Consider the following 13,990-nt stretch of genomic DNA (forward strand, 5'->3'; position numbering starts at 1 on the left):
GCGTGGCTTTGGCGCATTCCGCCATAGTTTTGACCCAATCCGCTGCCAAGCCATAACGACACCCCTTGCTGGAGGTCATCATGGTCCGTCACGTCTATCGCTTCCTGTCGGATGAGACGGGCGCTGTGACGGTGGACTGGGTGGTGCTGGCTGCGATTTCGGCGGGGTTTGGTATCATGGTGTTTACAACGCTGGGCAGCGGAGCCGATGACGTCGCCGCCACGATGGAAACCTCGCTGACCGCAATGGAAGTCGCGCCGTTGCAAGAGCTGGGCTATTCGCAATAGCCTCAGCCGACCACCTTCCAATGCACGTCAAAGCCCGGTTCGAACACGGTAACCGGCCCGGCCCCGGTCTGGATCTTGGCGGGAAAGCGCACCGGCTCTGCCTGCTTTTCCAGTGTGATGGTCGTGGCGTTGCGCGGCAGGCCATAGAAGTCAGCACCGTGGTGCGCGGTGAAGCCTTCCAGCTTGTCCAGCGCGCCCTCACGCTCGAACACCTGCGCGAGCAGCGGCATGGTGTTGGTCGCGGTGAAACACCCGGCAGCGCAGCACTCGCATTCCTTGCGGTCGTCGCTGTGCGGGGCCGAGTCTGTGCCCAGAAAGAACCGCGCATCGCCCGAGATTGCCGCCTCGACCAGCGCCTGACGGTGCAGTTCGCGCTTGGCGACCGGCAGGCAGAAGTAATGCGGGCGCATGCCGCCCACCAGCAGGTTGTTGCGGTTGATGATCAGGTGATGCGTGGTAATCGTCGCACCCAAGCCCTTGGGGTTGGCGCGCACATACTCCACTGCGTCCTTGGTCGTCACATGCTCCATGATCACCCGCAGGCCCGGATTGGCCCGGCGGATCGGATCGAGCACGCGGTCGATGAACACCGCCTCGCGGTCAAAGATGTCGATCTCGGCGTCGGTGACTTCACCGTGCAGGCACAGCGGCACGCCCGCCTCGGCCATCGCGTCGAACACCGGGCGCACCTTGTCAAAATCCCGCACGCCCGAGGCCGAGTTGGTCGTCGCCCCGGCCGGGTACAGCTTGACCGCTGCGATGATGCCCGCCTTGTGCGCGGCAACGACATCGGCCGGGTCGGTGGTCTCGGTCAGATAGAGCGTCATCAGCGGCGTGAAATCCGACCCCGGCAGCGCCGCAGCAATCCGCTCGCGGTAGGCAGCGGCTTGCGCACCCGTCACGACCGGTGGCACCAGATTGGGCATGATGATCGCACGGGCGAAATCGCGCGCCGTTTCGGGCGCGATCCCGGCCAACATGGCGCCGTCGCGCAGGTGCAGGTGAAAATCGTCGGGGCGGGTGAGGGTAAGGCGGGTCATACCGCCCCCATAACGCGCCGACGCGGGGCTGTGAAGAGGTTTAGCGTTGCGCTGCTTCGACCTTGGCCAGTGCCTGTTTGAGCTGCGGGTGATCAACCCTTTTGTTCGCCGCCCGCAAGGCGCGCAGCAAAAGGCCGGGGCGGTTCAGCGTCTGCAACCGACCGATCAGCCGACCCAGGTAATGCGGGTTATCGCGCCGCGCGCGCCACAGGGCATAGAAACGTTGCGGGGTCAGCGTGCCGTCACAGGCCGCGTCAAGCAGCGGGCGCAACACATTGATGCGCGCCAGCTCGGCTTGCGGGTCGCGCCCGACATTGCGCGCCCGCAGCCGTGAGACATGCGCACCCTTGAACAAGGCCGCATGCACCGCGTCGACCTGCTGGATCGGATCATAGACAATGAACACGCGCTCACAGCCTTCGGACATATCCGGGGCATAGCCAAAGCGCGTGTTGAAATCATAGCGCCGCGCGCGCAGGAACCGGCGGTCCCACTCGGCGACGTCGGTGTCCAGCGTCGCCTGCGGCGCCAGCGCCACAACGGTGCAGCCCGGTGCGGCGACCGAGAACGCCGCTGCGCCATAGCCCCCCATGCCCGCGCCGTAAAACACCACCCGGTCGAAATCTTCAAAGAAGGCGTCGTCAATCAGCCGGTCGACATAGCCGTAAAGATTGGCGTCGCGAAACCACGTCTCATCATGCGCGAGGATCGTCAGGGATGACCAGCCGCGCGGGGCTGCGATCTGATAGCCCAAAGGCATCTGTCCGCCGCCCGCCTGACGCACGCCCGACAGGGTTTCAAAGCTGACCAGCAGAACGCCGCCCAGATCCGAGAAAAACGCCGAATGCTTGTCACCCAGAGGCGAGAAATATCCCGCCTCTTCGCCGATTTCCTCCAGGATCGACAGCCAGTCGGCGTCGGTCTCGGCCTCGCTGGCGTCGAACATCTCGATTGTGTCGTTACTCATGGACCCTCGTCACACTACAGGATGACCGTCACTGATTTACAACGGTTACACCAAGGCCGCGTGGCGGAAAACCGGACAGGCAAAGGCATCCGTGTGGTTTTTGGTGGCTTCGGCGGAAACGAACCAAGCGCATTGATGCCCAATGGGAAACAAAGGGGCGGTGATAGCCGGGCTTGCGGGACGGCGACGCGCATCCTAGCGTTGAAACCAGAGTTTGCGCGTTCACAGGAATCCCCATGAAATTCGATGAAATTCCCGGCTGGTTCATGCCGATTGATCAGGCCGCCTTCAGCTGGATCTTGCAGCATCAGAACAAGGTGCAATCAGAGGGCAGTCTGGTCGAACTGGGCGTGTTCATGGGCAAGAGCGCCGTGTTGATCGGCAATCATCGCCGCGACGCCGAGGTTTTCACCTGCGTCGATCTGTTCGAGGACATCGCAACCTCGGATCAGGCGGACCCGGGCGAAAGGCAGTTCTTCACCAACCAAGGCCAGACACAGGCAGCGTTCGAGCGCAATTATCTGGCGTTTCACCGCAATCTGCCGCGCGTGGTACGCGGGCCGACGGCGGTGCTGACGCGCCATGTCGCCCCGCAGACCGTGCGCTTTCTCCATGCCGACGCGGGCCAGACCTATGATCTGTTGCGCCAAGACATTGCCTCGGCCCGGACGGTTTTGCGACAGGACGGCGTGGTCGCGTTCGGCGATTACCGCAAGCCTGCGACCATCGGCACCGCAGCGGCGGTCTGGGAGGCAATTCTGAACGACGGCCTCAAGCCGATCGCCCATACGGATTTCAAGCTTTACGCAACCTGGGGTGATCCGGCACCGTATCAGGCGGACCTGATTGCCCGCGCCGCTGAATCAGGCTGGTGCACGACACAACAGGGCGTGTCGATCCGCAACATGCCAATGGTTTATTTGCACCGTAAAGCCTGAGGCTTAACCAGTTTGGGTGTAGAGGCGCCCGCCGATTCGGCGCATCCTGTGGCTTTCAGGGCCACTTGTGGGCCGATGTCGTCCAGGGGTGTTTGATGCGCGCGTTGTTCTTCGCCTTGTCGCTGGCGGCAGTCAGCCTGACCGCCCCCTCGTCACGCGCCGAGCCGATCTCGAGCCTTGCCGCAACCGCCGCGACCCCGGACTATGCTGCTGCATATGAGGTGTTCATCGGTGGGCGCCACGCTGAAGCCTTGCGGATGCTGCTCCCTCTGGCCGAATCCGGTGACGCAAGGGCGCAGAACTTGATCGGTGTCGCCCATGATGACGGGCTGGGGGTCGCGGTCGATCCGCTGGCCGCGCGGCGCTGGTTCGAGCGGGCGGCAGCGCAGGGCAACGCCCGCGCGCAGATGAATCTGGGCCAGATGCTGCGCGATGGACGCCCGGGTGTGGCGATCGACTTTGCCATGGCGCGGCGCTTCTTTGAGGCGTCGGCGGGGCATGGCTATGGCCCGGCGCAGTCCGCTTTGGGCAGGATGTGGGAAAACGGCGAGGGCGGCCCTGCCGATCTGGCGCGCGCGCAGGCGCTCTACCAAGAGGGCCGCGCTGCAGGCGATCCCTGGGCGGCGGAGTATCTGGGGCATCTGTATTACAGCGGCGAGGGCGTCGCTGCGGATCCGGTCCACGCCCGCGCGCTGTTTGCCGAGGCGTCCGAGCGCGGTCTGGCGCAATCGACCAACAATCTGGCCTACATGATCGAACGCGGGATGGGCGGGCCGTCGGATCTGGTCGAGGCCGAGCGGCTCTACCGTCAGGCCATCGACGGCGATTATGCCCGCGCCGGGATCAATTTGGCGTGGATGCTCTACGAGAATGCTGACACCCACGCTCGCACGATCGAAGCCTCGGGGTACTGCATCTGGGCGATGGATCACGGCGACGCGATGGATCGCGCCGCCTGGGCCGATGATTGCATGACCATCGGCAAAGCTGCCGCGCAGCTCAGGTGAAGCGGACCTTGCCGATATAGGGCAGGTTGCGGTTGCGCTGCGCGTAGTCGATGCCATAGCCGACGACGAATTCATCGGGGATCTCGAACCCGGTCCAGGTGGCTTTCATGTCCACCTCACGGCGCGACGGCTTGTCGAGCAGCGCGCAGATTTCCAGCCGCCGGGGTTCCCGGCTGAGCAGCAGTTTCTGAACGTGGTGCAGGGTAAAGCCGGTGTCGACGATATCCTCGACCACCAGCACGTCGCGCCCGCCGATCTCGCCGCGCAGATCCTTGAGAATGCGCACCTCGCGGCTCGACTGCATCGAGTTGCCGTAGGAACTGGCCTCAAGGAAATCGACCTCGACCGGCAGGTCGATCTCGCGCACAAGATCGGCGATGAACACGAAGGAGCCGCGCAGCAAACCAACGACGATCAGTTTGTCGGTGCCCTTGAACGCGGTGGTGATCTCTTCGGCAAGCTGCTCGACACGGGCGGCGATCCGCTTGGCCGAGATCATCTGATCGATCACGTAAGGCTGCTGGGGCATTGGTCTCTCGGGTTTTGGGGGTTGAAAACTCGGACCCACTCTAGGAAAAGGCGCCCGCATATGCCAGAGGTGCCGCATGCCCAAACACAGTGAAAACCGTGTTCTGCCTTACTCGGCGGCTCAGATCTATGATCTGGTCGCCGATGTTGCGCGGTATCCTGAGTTCCTGCCCTGGACCGCCGCCGCCCGCATTCGTTCGCGCGACCCGCTGCCTGAGCGCGGCGAGGGTGCCGAGGTGATGGAGGCGGATCTGGTGATCAGCTTCAAGGTCTTCCGCGAGAAGTTCGGCTCGCGCGTGGTGCTGCTGCCCGCCGAACGGCGCATCGAGACCGATTATATCGACGGGCCGTTCAAATATCTGCATTCCTTCTGGGTGGTCGAACCCGAGGGTGACGGATGCCGCGTGCGCTTCGAGGTCGATTTCGAGTTCCGCAACGCCATGCTGCAGGGCATCATCGGGCTGGTGTTTGACGAGGCCATGCGCCGCGTGGTGGGCGCGTTCGAGGCCCGCGCGCACAAGCTCTACGGCTGAACTGGTCTCCATCCGTGGTTTGAGCGCGCTGTCCTCAGCCCCCGGACGCATGGTTTTCCGACGTGGCAGGTCGCAGGCTTGTGGCGAGCCGTACCTCAGCGGCTCGTTGCAAGGAAATGCCATGATCACCCGTTTCAAACCCGCAGCCGCCGCGCTGATCTTGACCGCCAGCTTTGCCCTGCCGCTTCCCGCGCAAGCGTGGAGCTGGCCGGCGTTTCCGGACTCTGGCGTCGATACCGAGACACAGGCCCGCATCGTGGCAAGTCTTGAACCGCAAGGATATCAGGTCTTTACCGTTGAACGCGAACGCGGCGGCTACGAGGTCAAGGCCGAGCGCGAAGGCCGGTTGTGGGAGCTGCGGCTGAACGCCGATCTGACCGTGACACGCAGCGAACTGGATGACTGAGGCGGTCACGCACCGGGGCTGGGATCCCGTGGTGCGTGCCTTGCACGGGGCGCTGGCGCTGAGTTTTCTGGCCAATGCTGCGCTGATTGACCGCCACAGCCTGCTGCACCGCTGGATCGGCTACGGCATCGTGGCGCTGGTGCTTGCGCGGCTGGCGTGGGGAATGATCGGCCCGCGCCACGCCCGCTTTGCCGATTTTCCGCCCGATCTGACCGCCGTCGCCGCGCAAATTCGCGACCTCGCGCTGGGGCGGCGGCGACAGCCTGTCGGCCACGCGCCGTTGCGGGCACTGATGGTCTGTAACCTGCTGGCGGTGATGCTGCTGTTGGGCCTGACCGGCTGGATCGTGACCCTGCCCGAGGCCACGCTGGGCCATGATCCCGAATGGGCGGAAGAGCTGCACGAACTGCTGTCTGGCTGGGCAGTGATCAGCGTGCTTGTTCATATCGTTGTGGTCGTGTTTCTATCGTTGCGAACCCGCGTCACCCTGATCCGGGCCATGAAACCAAGGCGCAAGACCTTCCTTGATGAGTAAAATGCAGGCTTTTCCGACCGCCTCGCCGCGTCTGGTGCGCGCCATCGTCCTGCTGATTGCCCTGCAGGCGGCCTGCGCGGTGTTCTTCGCGCTGGATGTGATCGACGATCTGTCGGTTTATGGCCGGTTGGGGCTGGGGACCATTACCCTGCACCTGTGGGTTGAAGCCGCCGCCAGCCTCGCGCTGGTCGTGGCCATCGTGCTCGAGGTCCGGCTTGTGCTGTGGCTGCTGCGGCGGCAGGCGCTGATGGAGCACGACCTGCGGCTTGCCAGCTCGGCCGTGCAGGAAGTGGTGCTCGAGCATTTCGAGCTGTGGCGGTTGACCGGTGCCGAGCAGGACGTCGCCATGTTCATGGTCAAGGGCCAGTCAATTGCCGAGATCGCGGCGCTGCGCGGCTCGACCGAGGCGACGGTGAAAAGCCACCTCAACGCGATCTACCGCAAATCGGGCACCAGCGGGCGCCCGGATTTGTTGGCCTTGATCCTCGACAGCCTGATGGGGCGGGTGCCCGACCCGGCTGCCGAGGCGCCGCTCAGGACGTGATGTCGTAAGCCCGCTCGCCATGGACCATGATGTCCAGACCGCTTGTCTCGGTCTCGGCATCGACGCGCAGCGGCGTGACCAGCCCGACCAGCTTGACCAGTGCGAAGGACACAACCACCGTCCAGACCCCGACAATCGCCAGTGCCCCCAGCTGCGCGGCCCATGCGCCGTGACCGAGCACCGCGATCATGATCGTGCCAAAGATCCCGCCGACACCGTGGACGGCGAACACGTCCAGCGTATCGTCCAGTTTCAGCCGGTTGCGCAGCAGATTGACCGCTTCCTGACACAGGATGCCCGCCACGCCGCCAATCACCAGCGCCGCCACCGGCCCGACATAGCCCGAGGCCGGGGTGATCGACGCCAGACCCGCAATCGTGCCGGTGACCAGACCGACCATCGAGGTGCGACCGAACTTGATGCGCTCCCACAGGCCCCAGGTGAGCGACGCTGCCGCCGCCGACAGATGCGTGACCGTGATCGCCATGGCCGCTTGCCCGTTCGCCGCCAGCGCCGAGCCGCCGTTGAAGCCGAACCAGCCGACCCACAGCATTGCCGCGCCCATCATTACCATGCCCGGCTGATGCGGCGGGGTGGTGCGGTGCAGGCGCGGCCCCAGCGCCAGTGCGATGACCAGCGCGGCCAGACCGGCGGTTTCGTGCACCACGATCCCGCCCGCAAAGTCGCGCGTGCCGATGGCGCCAAAGATCCCGCCATCCGACAGAAAGCCGCCGCCCCAGATCCAGTGCACGACCGGCGCATAGACCAGCAGCATCCACAGGGCCGAGAAGACCAACACAAAGCCGTAGCCGATGCGCTCGACATAGGCACCGACGATCAGCGCCGGGGTGATGATCGCGAAAGTCATCTGGAAGGTGAAGAACAACACCTCGGGCACGGTGCCGCTGAGGCTGTCGGCATCGACGCCGGTCAGGAAGACCTTGCCCAGCCCGCCCCACAGCGCGTTCCCCTCGCCAAAGGCGATGGAGTAACCGAAGGCGAGCCAGAGCACCGACATCAGGCAAGCCAGCGAAAAGACATGCATGAACACGCTGAGCACGTTACGCGCCCGGACCAGCCCGCCGTAAAACAGCGCCAGCGCGGGCAGGGTCATGAACAGCACAAGGGCTGTGGCAGTGATCAGAAAGGCAGTATCGGCAGCGTTCATGGGGTTCCTCCGTGTCCTTGCTGCTCGTCAGAGCGTCAAAAGACTGGGTGGAAAAGCGCCATTCCGGCTGATAAGCGCAATTTATGCACTCAAAGCGCAAACTGCGGGCCAATGGGTCGAATATTGACCTGTCGTGCCGGGATAATAAGCGAAACTGAAACGCTAGATGGCGCTCATGAGCAACCGCAGGGCATGCGCGACCGACGCCTGCCGCACATTTGCGCGGCCCCGTGGGCCGAATTCGACGGTCTCAACCCGGCAGCTGCCGTTTTTCCGGGCAATCCCGAAACAGACACGGCCCTCCGGCTTGTGCTCAGAGCCGCCCGGCCCGGCAATTCCGGTGATCGACACGGCCAGATCGACAGGCGCATGGGCCAGCACCCCCAACGCCATTTCGCGCGCAACCTCTTCGCTGACCGCGCCGTGGGCCTCAAGCGTCTCGACCTTCACGCCCAGCATCTCGCGCTTGGCGGTGTTGGAGTAGGTGACAAAGCCACGCTCGACCACATCCGAGGAGCCGGCAATATCCGTCAGCGCCCCGGCCACCAGCCCGCCTGTGCAGCTTTCCGCCGTGGCGATGGTCAGGCCGGCAGCGCGGGCGGCGGCCAGTACCTGCTCGGCCAGTCCCTGTTCGGCCAGCGCGGTCACATCAAGAGCCCATGTGCCGCGCCCGCGGCGACGATCACGGCGACACCGGCAAACAGCCCGGCCAGCAGGTCATCAAGCATCACACCCTGCCAATCGGCGCGGCGGTCGGCGCGACCGATGATCCACGGCTTCCAGATATCGAACAGGCGGAAGAACACGAAAGCAGCGACCCAGCCGGGGTAGGGCATCCAGTCGTCCCAGCCACGCCACCAGAAGGCGACAGCGGGGAAGAGAAGGGCGATCCACTGACCGGCGACCTCATCAATCACGATCTCGGACGGGTCTGCACCGGGCCGGTCGCGCAGCTCGGCATGGCAGGACCAGAACCCGGCGAGAATCGCCGCGACGGTCGCCGCGGCCAGCACCGGCGCGCCGAGATAGCGGTCAATGACCAGCCCGATGGCCAGCGCCCCCGCCGAACCCCAGGTGCCGGGTGCAGGGCGCAGAAGGCCAAGGCCGAAGCCGATGGAGGTCAGGCGGGCAAGGGTCATGATTTCACCAGGGTTGCGGTGGCAATAGAGGCAATGCCTTCCTCGCGACCGGTAAAACCCAGCCGTTCCGAGGTTGTGGCCTTGACCGAGACGCGCTCGACCTCGATCTGCATGATCTCGGCCAGCATCGCGCGCATCGACTCGGCATGCGGTCCGATCTTGGGCAGTTCGCAGATCAGCGTGACATCGCAATTGCTGATCGCAAAGCCCTTGGCGCGGGCCAGATCGGCGGCGTGGCGCAAGAAGATATGGCTCTCGGCGCCTTTCCACTGTGGGTCGGACGGCGGGAAGTGGCGGCCAATATCCCCCTCGGCCATGGCCCCATACAGCGCATCGGTCAGGGCGTGCATGCCGACATCGGCATCCGAATGACCAAGCAGGGCCTTGTCATGGGGAACCTTGATGCCGCAAATCCAGCAATGATCGCCTTCTGTGAACGCGTGCACATCGAAGCCGTTGCCGAGGCGAATGTCCATTGTCTGACTTTCAGTTTTCCGGTGGGCGATCAAGATCTGCTCGGCGCGCTGGAAATCGGCAGGATAGGTGAGCTTGATATTCGCTTCACTCCCCTGCGTGATCCACACGTCCATCCCGGCAGCCTGCGCGATGGCGACGTCGTCAGCGGCTTCCTCGGGGTGGGCGCGGTAGGCGGCCAGCAAGGCGGGAAAGTCGAAGCCTTGCGGTGTTTGCGCCCGGTACAACCCGTCCCGAGGCTGCGTTCCCGCCACCTTGCCCGCCGCGCCGCGCCACAAGGCGTCGGTTACGGGCAGGGCCGGGGCGGCGGCGGGATGGGTTTTGAGGGCCTCAAGCACCGCGTCGATCTGCGCGACCTCAATCAAAGGCCGCGCGCCGTCATGGATCAGCACGCGCGCCGGGGCATCGGTAGCGAGCATCTCCAGCGCTGCGCGCACCGACTCGGTTCGTGTGACGCCGCCATGGACCAGTTGCAGGCCGAAAGGCTCGGCGCGCGCGTGGTCATCGGGGTGAATGACCAGAAGGATCCGCTCCAACCCCGCCGCGCGAAACGCGGCAACGGTATGCGCCAGCACCGGCTGACCGGCCAGATCGCGCCATTGTTTGGGCAAATCACCGCCCATCCGGCTGCCGCGACCGGCGGCGACCAGAATAACGGCTGTATCAAAGGACATCGGGCTGACAAAGGACATGCCACCGGATTAGGCGAAGGTGTATGGCGCTGCAAGGCCAAGTCACCGTGCCGCTGCGCGAATAACGCCTAATTATCGGGCGATTGGAGTTGATAGATGCATACTAAAGACGCGAAAGATGAAAGACTGGGCAAAACTGTAGGCACTTGCCTTTCCGACCAGCCAATCTGCGCGCTATATGAGCACGAAATCTCTGCCGCACAGGGGCCTATGACATCTGCCGCTTTCCCTGTTGACCTGCATCCGCCCGTTGTTCTGGCGCCCATGTCGGGAATTACTGACCTGCCTTTCCGGCAGGCGGTTGCCGGATTCGGCGCAGGTCTGTTGGTCAGCGAGATGATTGCCTCGGGTGAAATGGTCACGGCACGGCCCTCGCGCCGTGCAGCCTCGCGGGCGCGGGCCGAGGTGGATGACCGAATTCCCACTGCCGTACAGCTGGCCGGACGCACGCCCGAGGCCATGGCCGAAGCCGCGCGCATCGCCGAAGGGCAGGGCGCGCCGCTGATCGATATCAATATGGGGTGCCCGGCCAAGAAGGTTGTCGGCGGGGCGGCAGGCTCGGCGCTGATGCGCGAGCCGGATCTGGCGCTGTCGCTGATCGACGCGGTTGTCGGCGCGGTCTCGGTTCCGGTTACGCTGAAGATGCGGCTGGGGTGGGACAGTGACTGCCTGAACGCGGCGTCCATCGCCGCGCGGGCCGAGGCGGCGGGCGTGCAGATGATCACCATCCACGGCCGCACCCGCGCACAGTTCTATACCGGGCAGGCCGACTGGCAGGCGATCCGCGCGGTGACCGAGGCGACAAGCGTGCCGGTGATCGTCAATGGCGACATCGACGGCCCCGCCGCCGCCCGCCGCGCGCTGGCCCAATCGGGGGCGGCCGGGATCATGGTGGGGCGCGCCGCGCAAGGCCGTCCGTGGCTTTTGGCGCAGATCGGGGCGGCGCTGTATGGCACCCCTGCGCCCTTGGTGCCGCAAGCAGCCGCGCTGGTCGAGCTGGTAGCGACGCATTACGACGCGATGCTGAGCTTTTACGGACGCGATCTGGGCATCCGCATCGCGCGCAAGCATCTGGGTTGGTACATCGACGCGGCGCAGGGCCCGGCAGAGCTGCGGGCGCGGCTGATGCGCGAAAGCGACCCGGCTGCGGTGATCGCCGCGCTGCCCGATGCGCTTGCCCCAACAAAGGCCGCAGCATGACGACAGACCCCGCTCAAGTACCGGTCCCGGGGGCGATCTTTTCGGCCTTGCCGATTCCCGCCTTCATGATCGGTGTGCGCGACGGGGATGAGATTATCCTCGACTGCAATCCGGCAGCCGAGCAGTTTCTGTCGGCCTCGGCCCCCATCCTGCGCGGGGCTGTCGCCACCGACCGGCTTTATATCGACGCCCCGATGGAAGAGGCGATGGCCCGCGCCCGCCACAACCGCGCGCCGATCTTCATCAATGATTGCGATGTCAGCACCAGCGACAAACCATCGGTCCTGTGCACCATCCAGATCGCGCCGATGAATGATCCGGCTGACACGCTGCTCTTGCTGGTCACCCCGCGCGACATCGCCGGGCGGCTGGGGCGCACGCGGGTGGTCAAGGCGGCGGCGAAATCGGCCATCGGCATGTCCGAGATGCTGGCGCATGAGATCAAGAACCCGCTGGCCGGTATCGCCGGCGCGGCACAGCTGCTGTCGATGGGGCTGAACGCGGCGGACCGCGAACTGACCGATCTGATCGTCGCCGAGACGCGGCGGATCGTGAAGCTGCTCGATCAGGTCGAACAATTCGGCGATCAGCGCCCGCCGGATCGCAAGCCGATCAATATCCATGACGTGCTCGAGCGCGCGCGCCGGTCGGCGACGGTCAGCTTTGGCGCGCATATGCAACTGAGCGATGACTACGATCCGTCGCTCCCCGACGTCTGGGCCGACCCCGACCAGTTGCAGCAGGTGTTTCTGAACCTGATCAAGAATGCGTCCGAAGCCCAGCCTCAGGGCGGCAAGATCCGCATCCACACCTATTTCGAGCGCGGCCTGCAGGTTGCAGGCCATGACGAGCGGCGCGTGGCCCTCCCGCTGCATGTTGAAATCATCGACGATGGCCCCGGCCTGCTTCCGGCCATCGCCGAGAATATCTTCGAGCCTTTCGTATCGGGCCGTGAAAACGGCACCGGGCTGGGGCTGGCGCTGGTCTCGAAGATCATCGCCGCGCATGAGGGCTGGATCGAGGTCAAGTCACGCCCCGGCCAGACCATCTTTCGGGTGTCGCTGCCAATGGCCCCCACCACAACCAAGGAGACCCGCTGATGGATGGAACCGTCCTCGTCGCTGATGACGACCGCACGATCCGCACCGTGCTGACCCAGGCGCTGACGCGCGCCGGGTGCCGGGTTCACGCCACGTCCAGCCTGACCACGCTGTTGCGTTGGGTCGAAGAGGGCAAGGGCGATCTGGTGGTGACCGATGTGATGATGCCGGATGGCAACGGCATCGAGATGTTGCCGCGCATCAAGACCCTGCGCCCGGGGCTGCCGGTGATCGTGATCTCGGCGCAGAACACCATCATGACCGCCATTCAGGCAACCGAGGCCGAGGCCTGGGATTACCTGCCCAAACCGTTCGATCTGCCCGACCTGCTGTCGCGGGCGGGCAAGGCGATGGAAAGTTCGCGTCGCGGGGTGCGCGCCCCGGCGCCGTCACAGACCCCGGCACCGATTTCCCTGCCCGAGCCTTCGGCCGCCGAAGACCTGCCGCTGGTCGGGCGGACACCCTCGATGCAGGCGCTGTACCGGCTGGTCGCACGGGTGATGAACGCCGAGCTTCCGGCACTGATCACCGGCGAATCCGGCACCGGCAAGTCGCTGATTGCGCGGGCGCTGCATGATTTCTCGGATCGTCGGGCGCAGCCGTTCGTGCTGGCCTCGGCGCAGGATTTCGGCACCGATCAGGGCAGTTCGGGCGCGGCGCTGATGGCGCGCGCACGCGGCGGCTCGCTGGTCATCGACGGGTTGGGCGATCTGGACGGCCCGGCGCAGGCGCGTCTGGTGCGTCTGCTTGATGCGCTGCCTGCCGACGGCCCGCGTATCATCGCCATCGCCGATGGCAGCCTGACCGGCGCGCTGGAGTCGGGCCTGTTCCGCCATGACCTCTATTACCGGCTGTCCGGCGTGACGCTGCATGTGCCGCCCCTGCGCGAACGGATCGAGGATATTCCGCTGCTGGCCGAGCATTTCCTCGCCCGCGCCGCCCGCGAAGGCGGCAACCCGCGCCGTCTGTCGGCCTCGGCGCTGGAACTGGTGCGTCAGTACCGCTGGCCCGGCAACGTGCGTCAGCTCGAAAACGTGATCCGGCGGCTGGTGATCACCGGGCAAGAGCCTGATATCACCCGGGCCGAGATGGAATCGGCGCTCAACGCCCACCCCGCCACCTCGCCAGCTGGCGAATCGACCGAAGCGGGGACCTTGGCCGAGTCCGTGGCCCGTCATGTGCGTCGCTACTTCGAGTTGCACGGTGCCGACCTGCCGCCACCGGGGGTCTACCAGCGCATCCTGCGCGAAGTCGAAGCGCCGCTGATTGATATCGCCCTGGAATACACGGGCGGAAATCAGGCACGCTGTGCTGATTTGCTGGGTATCAACCGAAACACGCTGCGAAAGAAGACAAACGAGCTGGATATTCGCGTGACACGGCGGCGCAAATTGATGTAGTCAGGCAACAGGGCGTGGCCTAAGTGCCGCAC

At 65.0% G+C, this 13,990-nt stretch carries 17 protein-coding genes; 10 read left to right on the forward strand and 7 right to left on the reverse strand.

The genetic code is table 11. The annotated features are described in order from the left end of the window. Positions 1-80: 80 nt before the first annotated feature. A complete protein-coding gene (locus tag OKW52_RS13215; RefSeq protein ID WP_264506132.1) occupies positions 81-287 on the forward strand; it encodes a Flp family type IVb pilin in 207 nt (68 codons plus the stop codon). A gap of 2 nt (positions 288-289) precedes the next feature. Here OKW52_RS13215 and pyrC read toward each other — a convergent pair whose 3' ends face one another. Next, the gene (gene pyrC, locus OKW52_RS13220) at positions 290-1,327 is read right to left on the reverse strand and encodes a dihydroorotase (protein WP_264506133.1); all 1,038 of its coding nucleotides are present in this window, start codon (positions 1,325-1,327) and stop codon (positions 290-292) included. A 40-nt stretch (positions 1,328-1,367) separates the two neighbouring features. Next, the gene (locus tag OKW52_RS13225; RefSeq protein ID WP_264506134.1) at positions 1,368-2,294 is read right to left on the reverse strand and encodes a phosphoadenosine phosphosulfate reductase; all 927 of its coding nucleotides are present in this window, start codon (positions 2,292-2,294) and stop codon (positions 1,368-1,370) included. 236 nt (positions 2,295-2,530) lie between these two features. On the opposite strand from OKW52_RS13225, the gene OKW52_RS13230 reads away from it, so the two are divergent. After that, the gene (locus tag OKW52_RS13230; RefSeq protein ID WP_264506135.1) at positions 2,531-3,232 is read left to right on the forward strand and encodes a class I SAM-dependent methyltransferase; all 702 of its coding nucleotides are present in this window, start codon (positions 2,531-2,533) and stop codon (positions 3,230-3,232) included. Positions 3,233-3,327: 95 nt separating this feature from the next. Beyond that, the gene (locus tag OKW52_RS13235; RefSeq protein WP_264506136.1) at positions 3,328-4,239 is read left to right on the forward strand and encodes a tetratricopeptide repeat protein; all 912 of its coding nucleotides are present in this window, start codon (positions 3,328-3,330) and stop codon (positions 4,237-4,239) included. On the opposite strand, the gene hpt is transcribed toward OKW52_RS13235, so the two are convergent. Continuing rightward, positions 4,232-4,768, reverse strand: a complete 537-nt coding sequence (hpt, locus tag OKW52_RS13240) for a hypoxanthine phosphoribosyltransferase (RefSeq protein WP_264506137.1) — start codon at positions 4,766-4,768, stop codon at positions 4,232-4,234. The two genes, OKW52_RS13235 and hpt, sit on opposite strands and share 8 nt — an antisense overlap. Positions 4,769-4,844: 76 nt before the next feature. On the opposite strand from hpt, the gene OKW52_RS13245 reads away from it, so the two are divergent. The 4 genes from OKW52_RS13245 (at position 4,845) to OKW52_RS13260 (ending at position 6,785) form a co-directional block, all read left to right on the forward strand. After that, on the forward strand, positions 4,845-5,300 hold the full coding sequence (locus OKW52_RS13245) for a type II toxin-antitoxin system RatA family toxin (protein WP_264506138.1): 456 nt from the start codon (positions 4,845-4,847) through the stop codon (positions 5,298-5,300). Between the two features lie 121 nt (positions 5,301-5,421). Beyond that, on the forward strand, positions 5,422-5,706 hold the full coding sequence (locus OKW52_RS13250; protein ID WP_264506139.1) for a PepSY domain-containing protein: 285 nt from the start codon (positions 5,422-5,424) through the stop codon (positions 5,704-5,706). Further along, positions 5,699-6,241, forward strand: coding sequence for a cytochrome b/b6 domain-containing protein (locus OKW52_RS13255; protein ID WP_264506140.1), 543 nt, complete (start codon positions 5,699-5,701; stop codon positions 6,239-6,241). The genes OKW52_RS13250 and OKW52_RS13255 overlap by 8 nt, the downstream gene beginning before the upstream one ends. 1 nt (position 6,242) lies before the next feature. Further along, a complete protein-coding gene (locus OKW52_RS13260; protein WP_264506141.1) occupies positions 6,243-6,785 on the forward strand; it encodes a helix-turn-helix transcriptional regulator in 543 nt (180 codons plus the stop codon). Here OKW52_RS13260 and OKW52_RS13265 read toward each other — a convergent pair. The 4 genes from OKW52_RS13265 to OKW52_RS13280 form a co-directional block, all read right to left on the reverse strand. Beyond that, the gene (locus tag OKW52_RS13265) at positions 6,775-7,953 is read right to left on the reverse strand and encodes an ammonium transporter (protein ID WP_264506142.1); all 1,179 of its coding nucleotides are present in this window, start codon (positions 7,951-7,953) and stop codon (positions 6,775-6,777) included. The genes OKW52_RS13260 and OKW52_RS13265 overlap by 11 nt on opposite strands. Before the next feature lie 162 nt (positions 7,954-8,115). Beyond that, positions 8,116-8,601, reverse strand: a complete 486-nt coding sequence (locus OKW52_RS13270; RefSeq protein ID WP_264506143.1) for a CinA family protein — start codon at positions 8,599-8,601, stop codon at positions 8,116-8,118. Next, entirely contained in the window at positions 8,598-9,092 is a 495-nt protein-coding gene (locus tag OKW52_RS13275) for a phosphatidylglycerophosphatase A family protein (protein ID WP_264506144.1), read from the reverse strand. Before OKW52_RS13275 ends, OKW52_RS13270 begins: the two co-directional genes overlap by 4 nt. Continuing rightward, positions 9,089-10,240, reverse strand: a complete 1,152-nt coding sequence (locus tag OKW52_RS13280) for a bifunctional 2-C-methyl-D-erythritol 4-phosphate cytidylyltransferase/2-C-methyl-D-erythritol 2,4-cyclodiphosphate synthase (protein ID WP_264506145.1) — start codon at positions 10,238-10,240, stop codon at positions 9,089-9,091. Before OKW52_RS13280 ends, OKW52_RS13275 begins: the two co-directional genes overlap by 4 nt. Positions 10,241-10,468: 228 nt before the next feature. Here OKW52_RS13280 and dusB point away from each other — a divergent pair, with 228 nt between their 5' ends. The 3 genes from dusB to OKW52_RS13295 are packed head-to-tail and all read left to right on the forward strand — an operon-like array spanning position 10,469 to position 13,958. Continuing rightward, on the forward strand, positions 10,469-11,458 hold the full coding sequence (dusB, locus tag OKW52_RS13285; RefSeq protein ID WP_264506146.1) for a tRNA dihydrouridine synthase DusB: 990 nt from the start codon (positions 10,469-10,471) through the stop codon (positions 11,456-11,458). After that, complete coding sequence (locus tag OKW52_RS13290) at positions 11,455-12,558, forward strand: two-component system sensor histidine kinase NtrB (RefSeq protein ID WP_264506147.1); 1,104 nt, start codon at positions 11,455-11,457, stop codon at positions 12,556-12,558. The genes dusB and OKW52_RS13290 overlap by 4 nt, the downstream gene beginning before the upstream one ends. Beyond that, on the forward strand, positions 12,558-13,958 hold the full coding sequence (locus OKW52_RS13295; RefSeq protein WP_264506148.1) for a sigma-54 dependent transcriptional regulator: 1,401 nt from the start codon (positions 12,558-12,560) through the stop codon (positions 13,956-13,958). The genes OKW52_RS13290 and OKW52_RS13295 overlap by 1 nt, the downstream gene beginning before the upstream one ends. The last annotated feature ends 32 nt before the right edge of the window (positions 13,959-13,990 follow it).

It is taken from the genome of Pararhodobacter zhoushanensis (genome assembly GCF_025949695.1).
Lineage (GTDB): Bacteria > Pseudomonadota > Alphaproteobacteria > Rhodobacterales > Rhodobacteraceae > Pararhodobacter > Pararhodobacter zhoushanensis_A.

Excerpts from the sequence above, each read along its gene's own strand:
- OKW52_RS13215 (WP_264506132.1), top strand. The coding sequence starts at position 81 with ATGGTCCGTCACGTCTATCGCTTCCTGTCGGATGAGACGGGCGCTGTG.
- pyrC (WP_264506133.1), bottom strand. The coding sequence starts at position 1,327 with ATGACCCGCCTTACCCTCACCCGCCCCGACGATTTTCACCTGCACCTG.
- OKW52_RS13225 (WP_264506134.1), bottom strand. The coding sequence starts at position 2,294 with ATGAGTAACGACACAATCGAGATGTTCGACGCCAGCGAGGCCGAGACC.
- OKW52_RS13230 (WP_264506135.1), top strand. The coding sequence starts at position 2,531 with ATGAAATTCGATGAAATTCCCGGCTGGTTCATGCCGATTGATCAGGCC.
- OKW52_RS13235 (WP_264506136.1), top strand. The coding sequence starts at position 3,328 with ATGCGCGCGTTGTTCTTCGCCTTGTCGCTGGCGGCAGTCAGCCTGACC.
- hpt (WP_264506137.1), bottom strand. The coding sequence starts at position 4,768 with ATGCCCCAGCAGCCTTACGTGATCGATCAGATGATCTCGGCCAAGCGG.
- OKW52_RS13245 (WP_264506138.1), top strand. The coding sequence starts at position 4,845 with ATGCCCAAACACAGTGAAAACCGTGTTCTGCCTTACTCGGCGGCTCAG.
- OKW52_RS13250 (WP_264506139.1), top strand. The coding sequence starts at position 5,422 with ATGATCACCCGTTTCAAACCCGCAGCCGCCGCGCTGATCTTGACCGCC.
- OKW52_RS13255 (WP_264506140.1), top strand. The coding sequence starts at position 5,699 with ATGACTGAGGCGGTCACGCACCGGGGCTGGGATCCCGTGGTGCGTGCC.
- OKW52_RS13260 (WP_264506141.1), top strand. The coding sequence starts at position 6,243 with ATGCAGGCTTTTCCGACCGCCTCGCCGCGTCTGGTGCGCGCCATCGTC.
- OKW52_RS13265 (WP_264506142.1), bottom strand. The coding sequence starts at position 7,953 with ATGAACGCTGCCGATACTGCCTTTCTGATCACTGCCACAGCCCTTGTG.
- OKW52_RS13275 (WP_264506144.1), bottom strand. The coding sequence starts at position 9,092 with ATGACCCTTGCCCGCCTGACCTCCATCGGCTTCGGCCTTGGCCTTCTG.
- OKW52_RS13280 (WP_264506145.1), bottom strand. The coding sequence starts at position 10,240 with ATGTCCTTTGATACAGCCGTTATTCTGGTCGCCGCCGGTCGCGGCAGC.
- dusB (WP_264506146.1), top strand. The coding sequence starts at position 10,469 with ATGACATCTGCCGCTTTCCCTGTTGACCTGCATCCGCCCGTTGTTCTG.
- OKW52_RS13290 (WP_264506147.1), top strand. The coding sequence starts at position 11,455 with ATGACGACAGACCCCGCTCAAGTACCGGTCCCGGGGGCGATCTTTTCG.
- OKW52_RS13295 (WP_264506148.1), top strand. The coding sequence starts at position 12,558 with ATGGATGGAACCGTCCTCGTCGCTGATGACGACCGCACGATCCGCACC.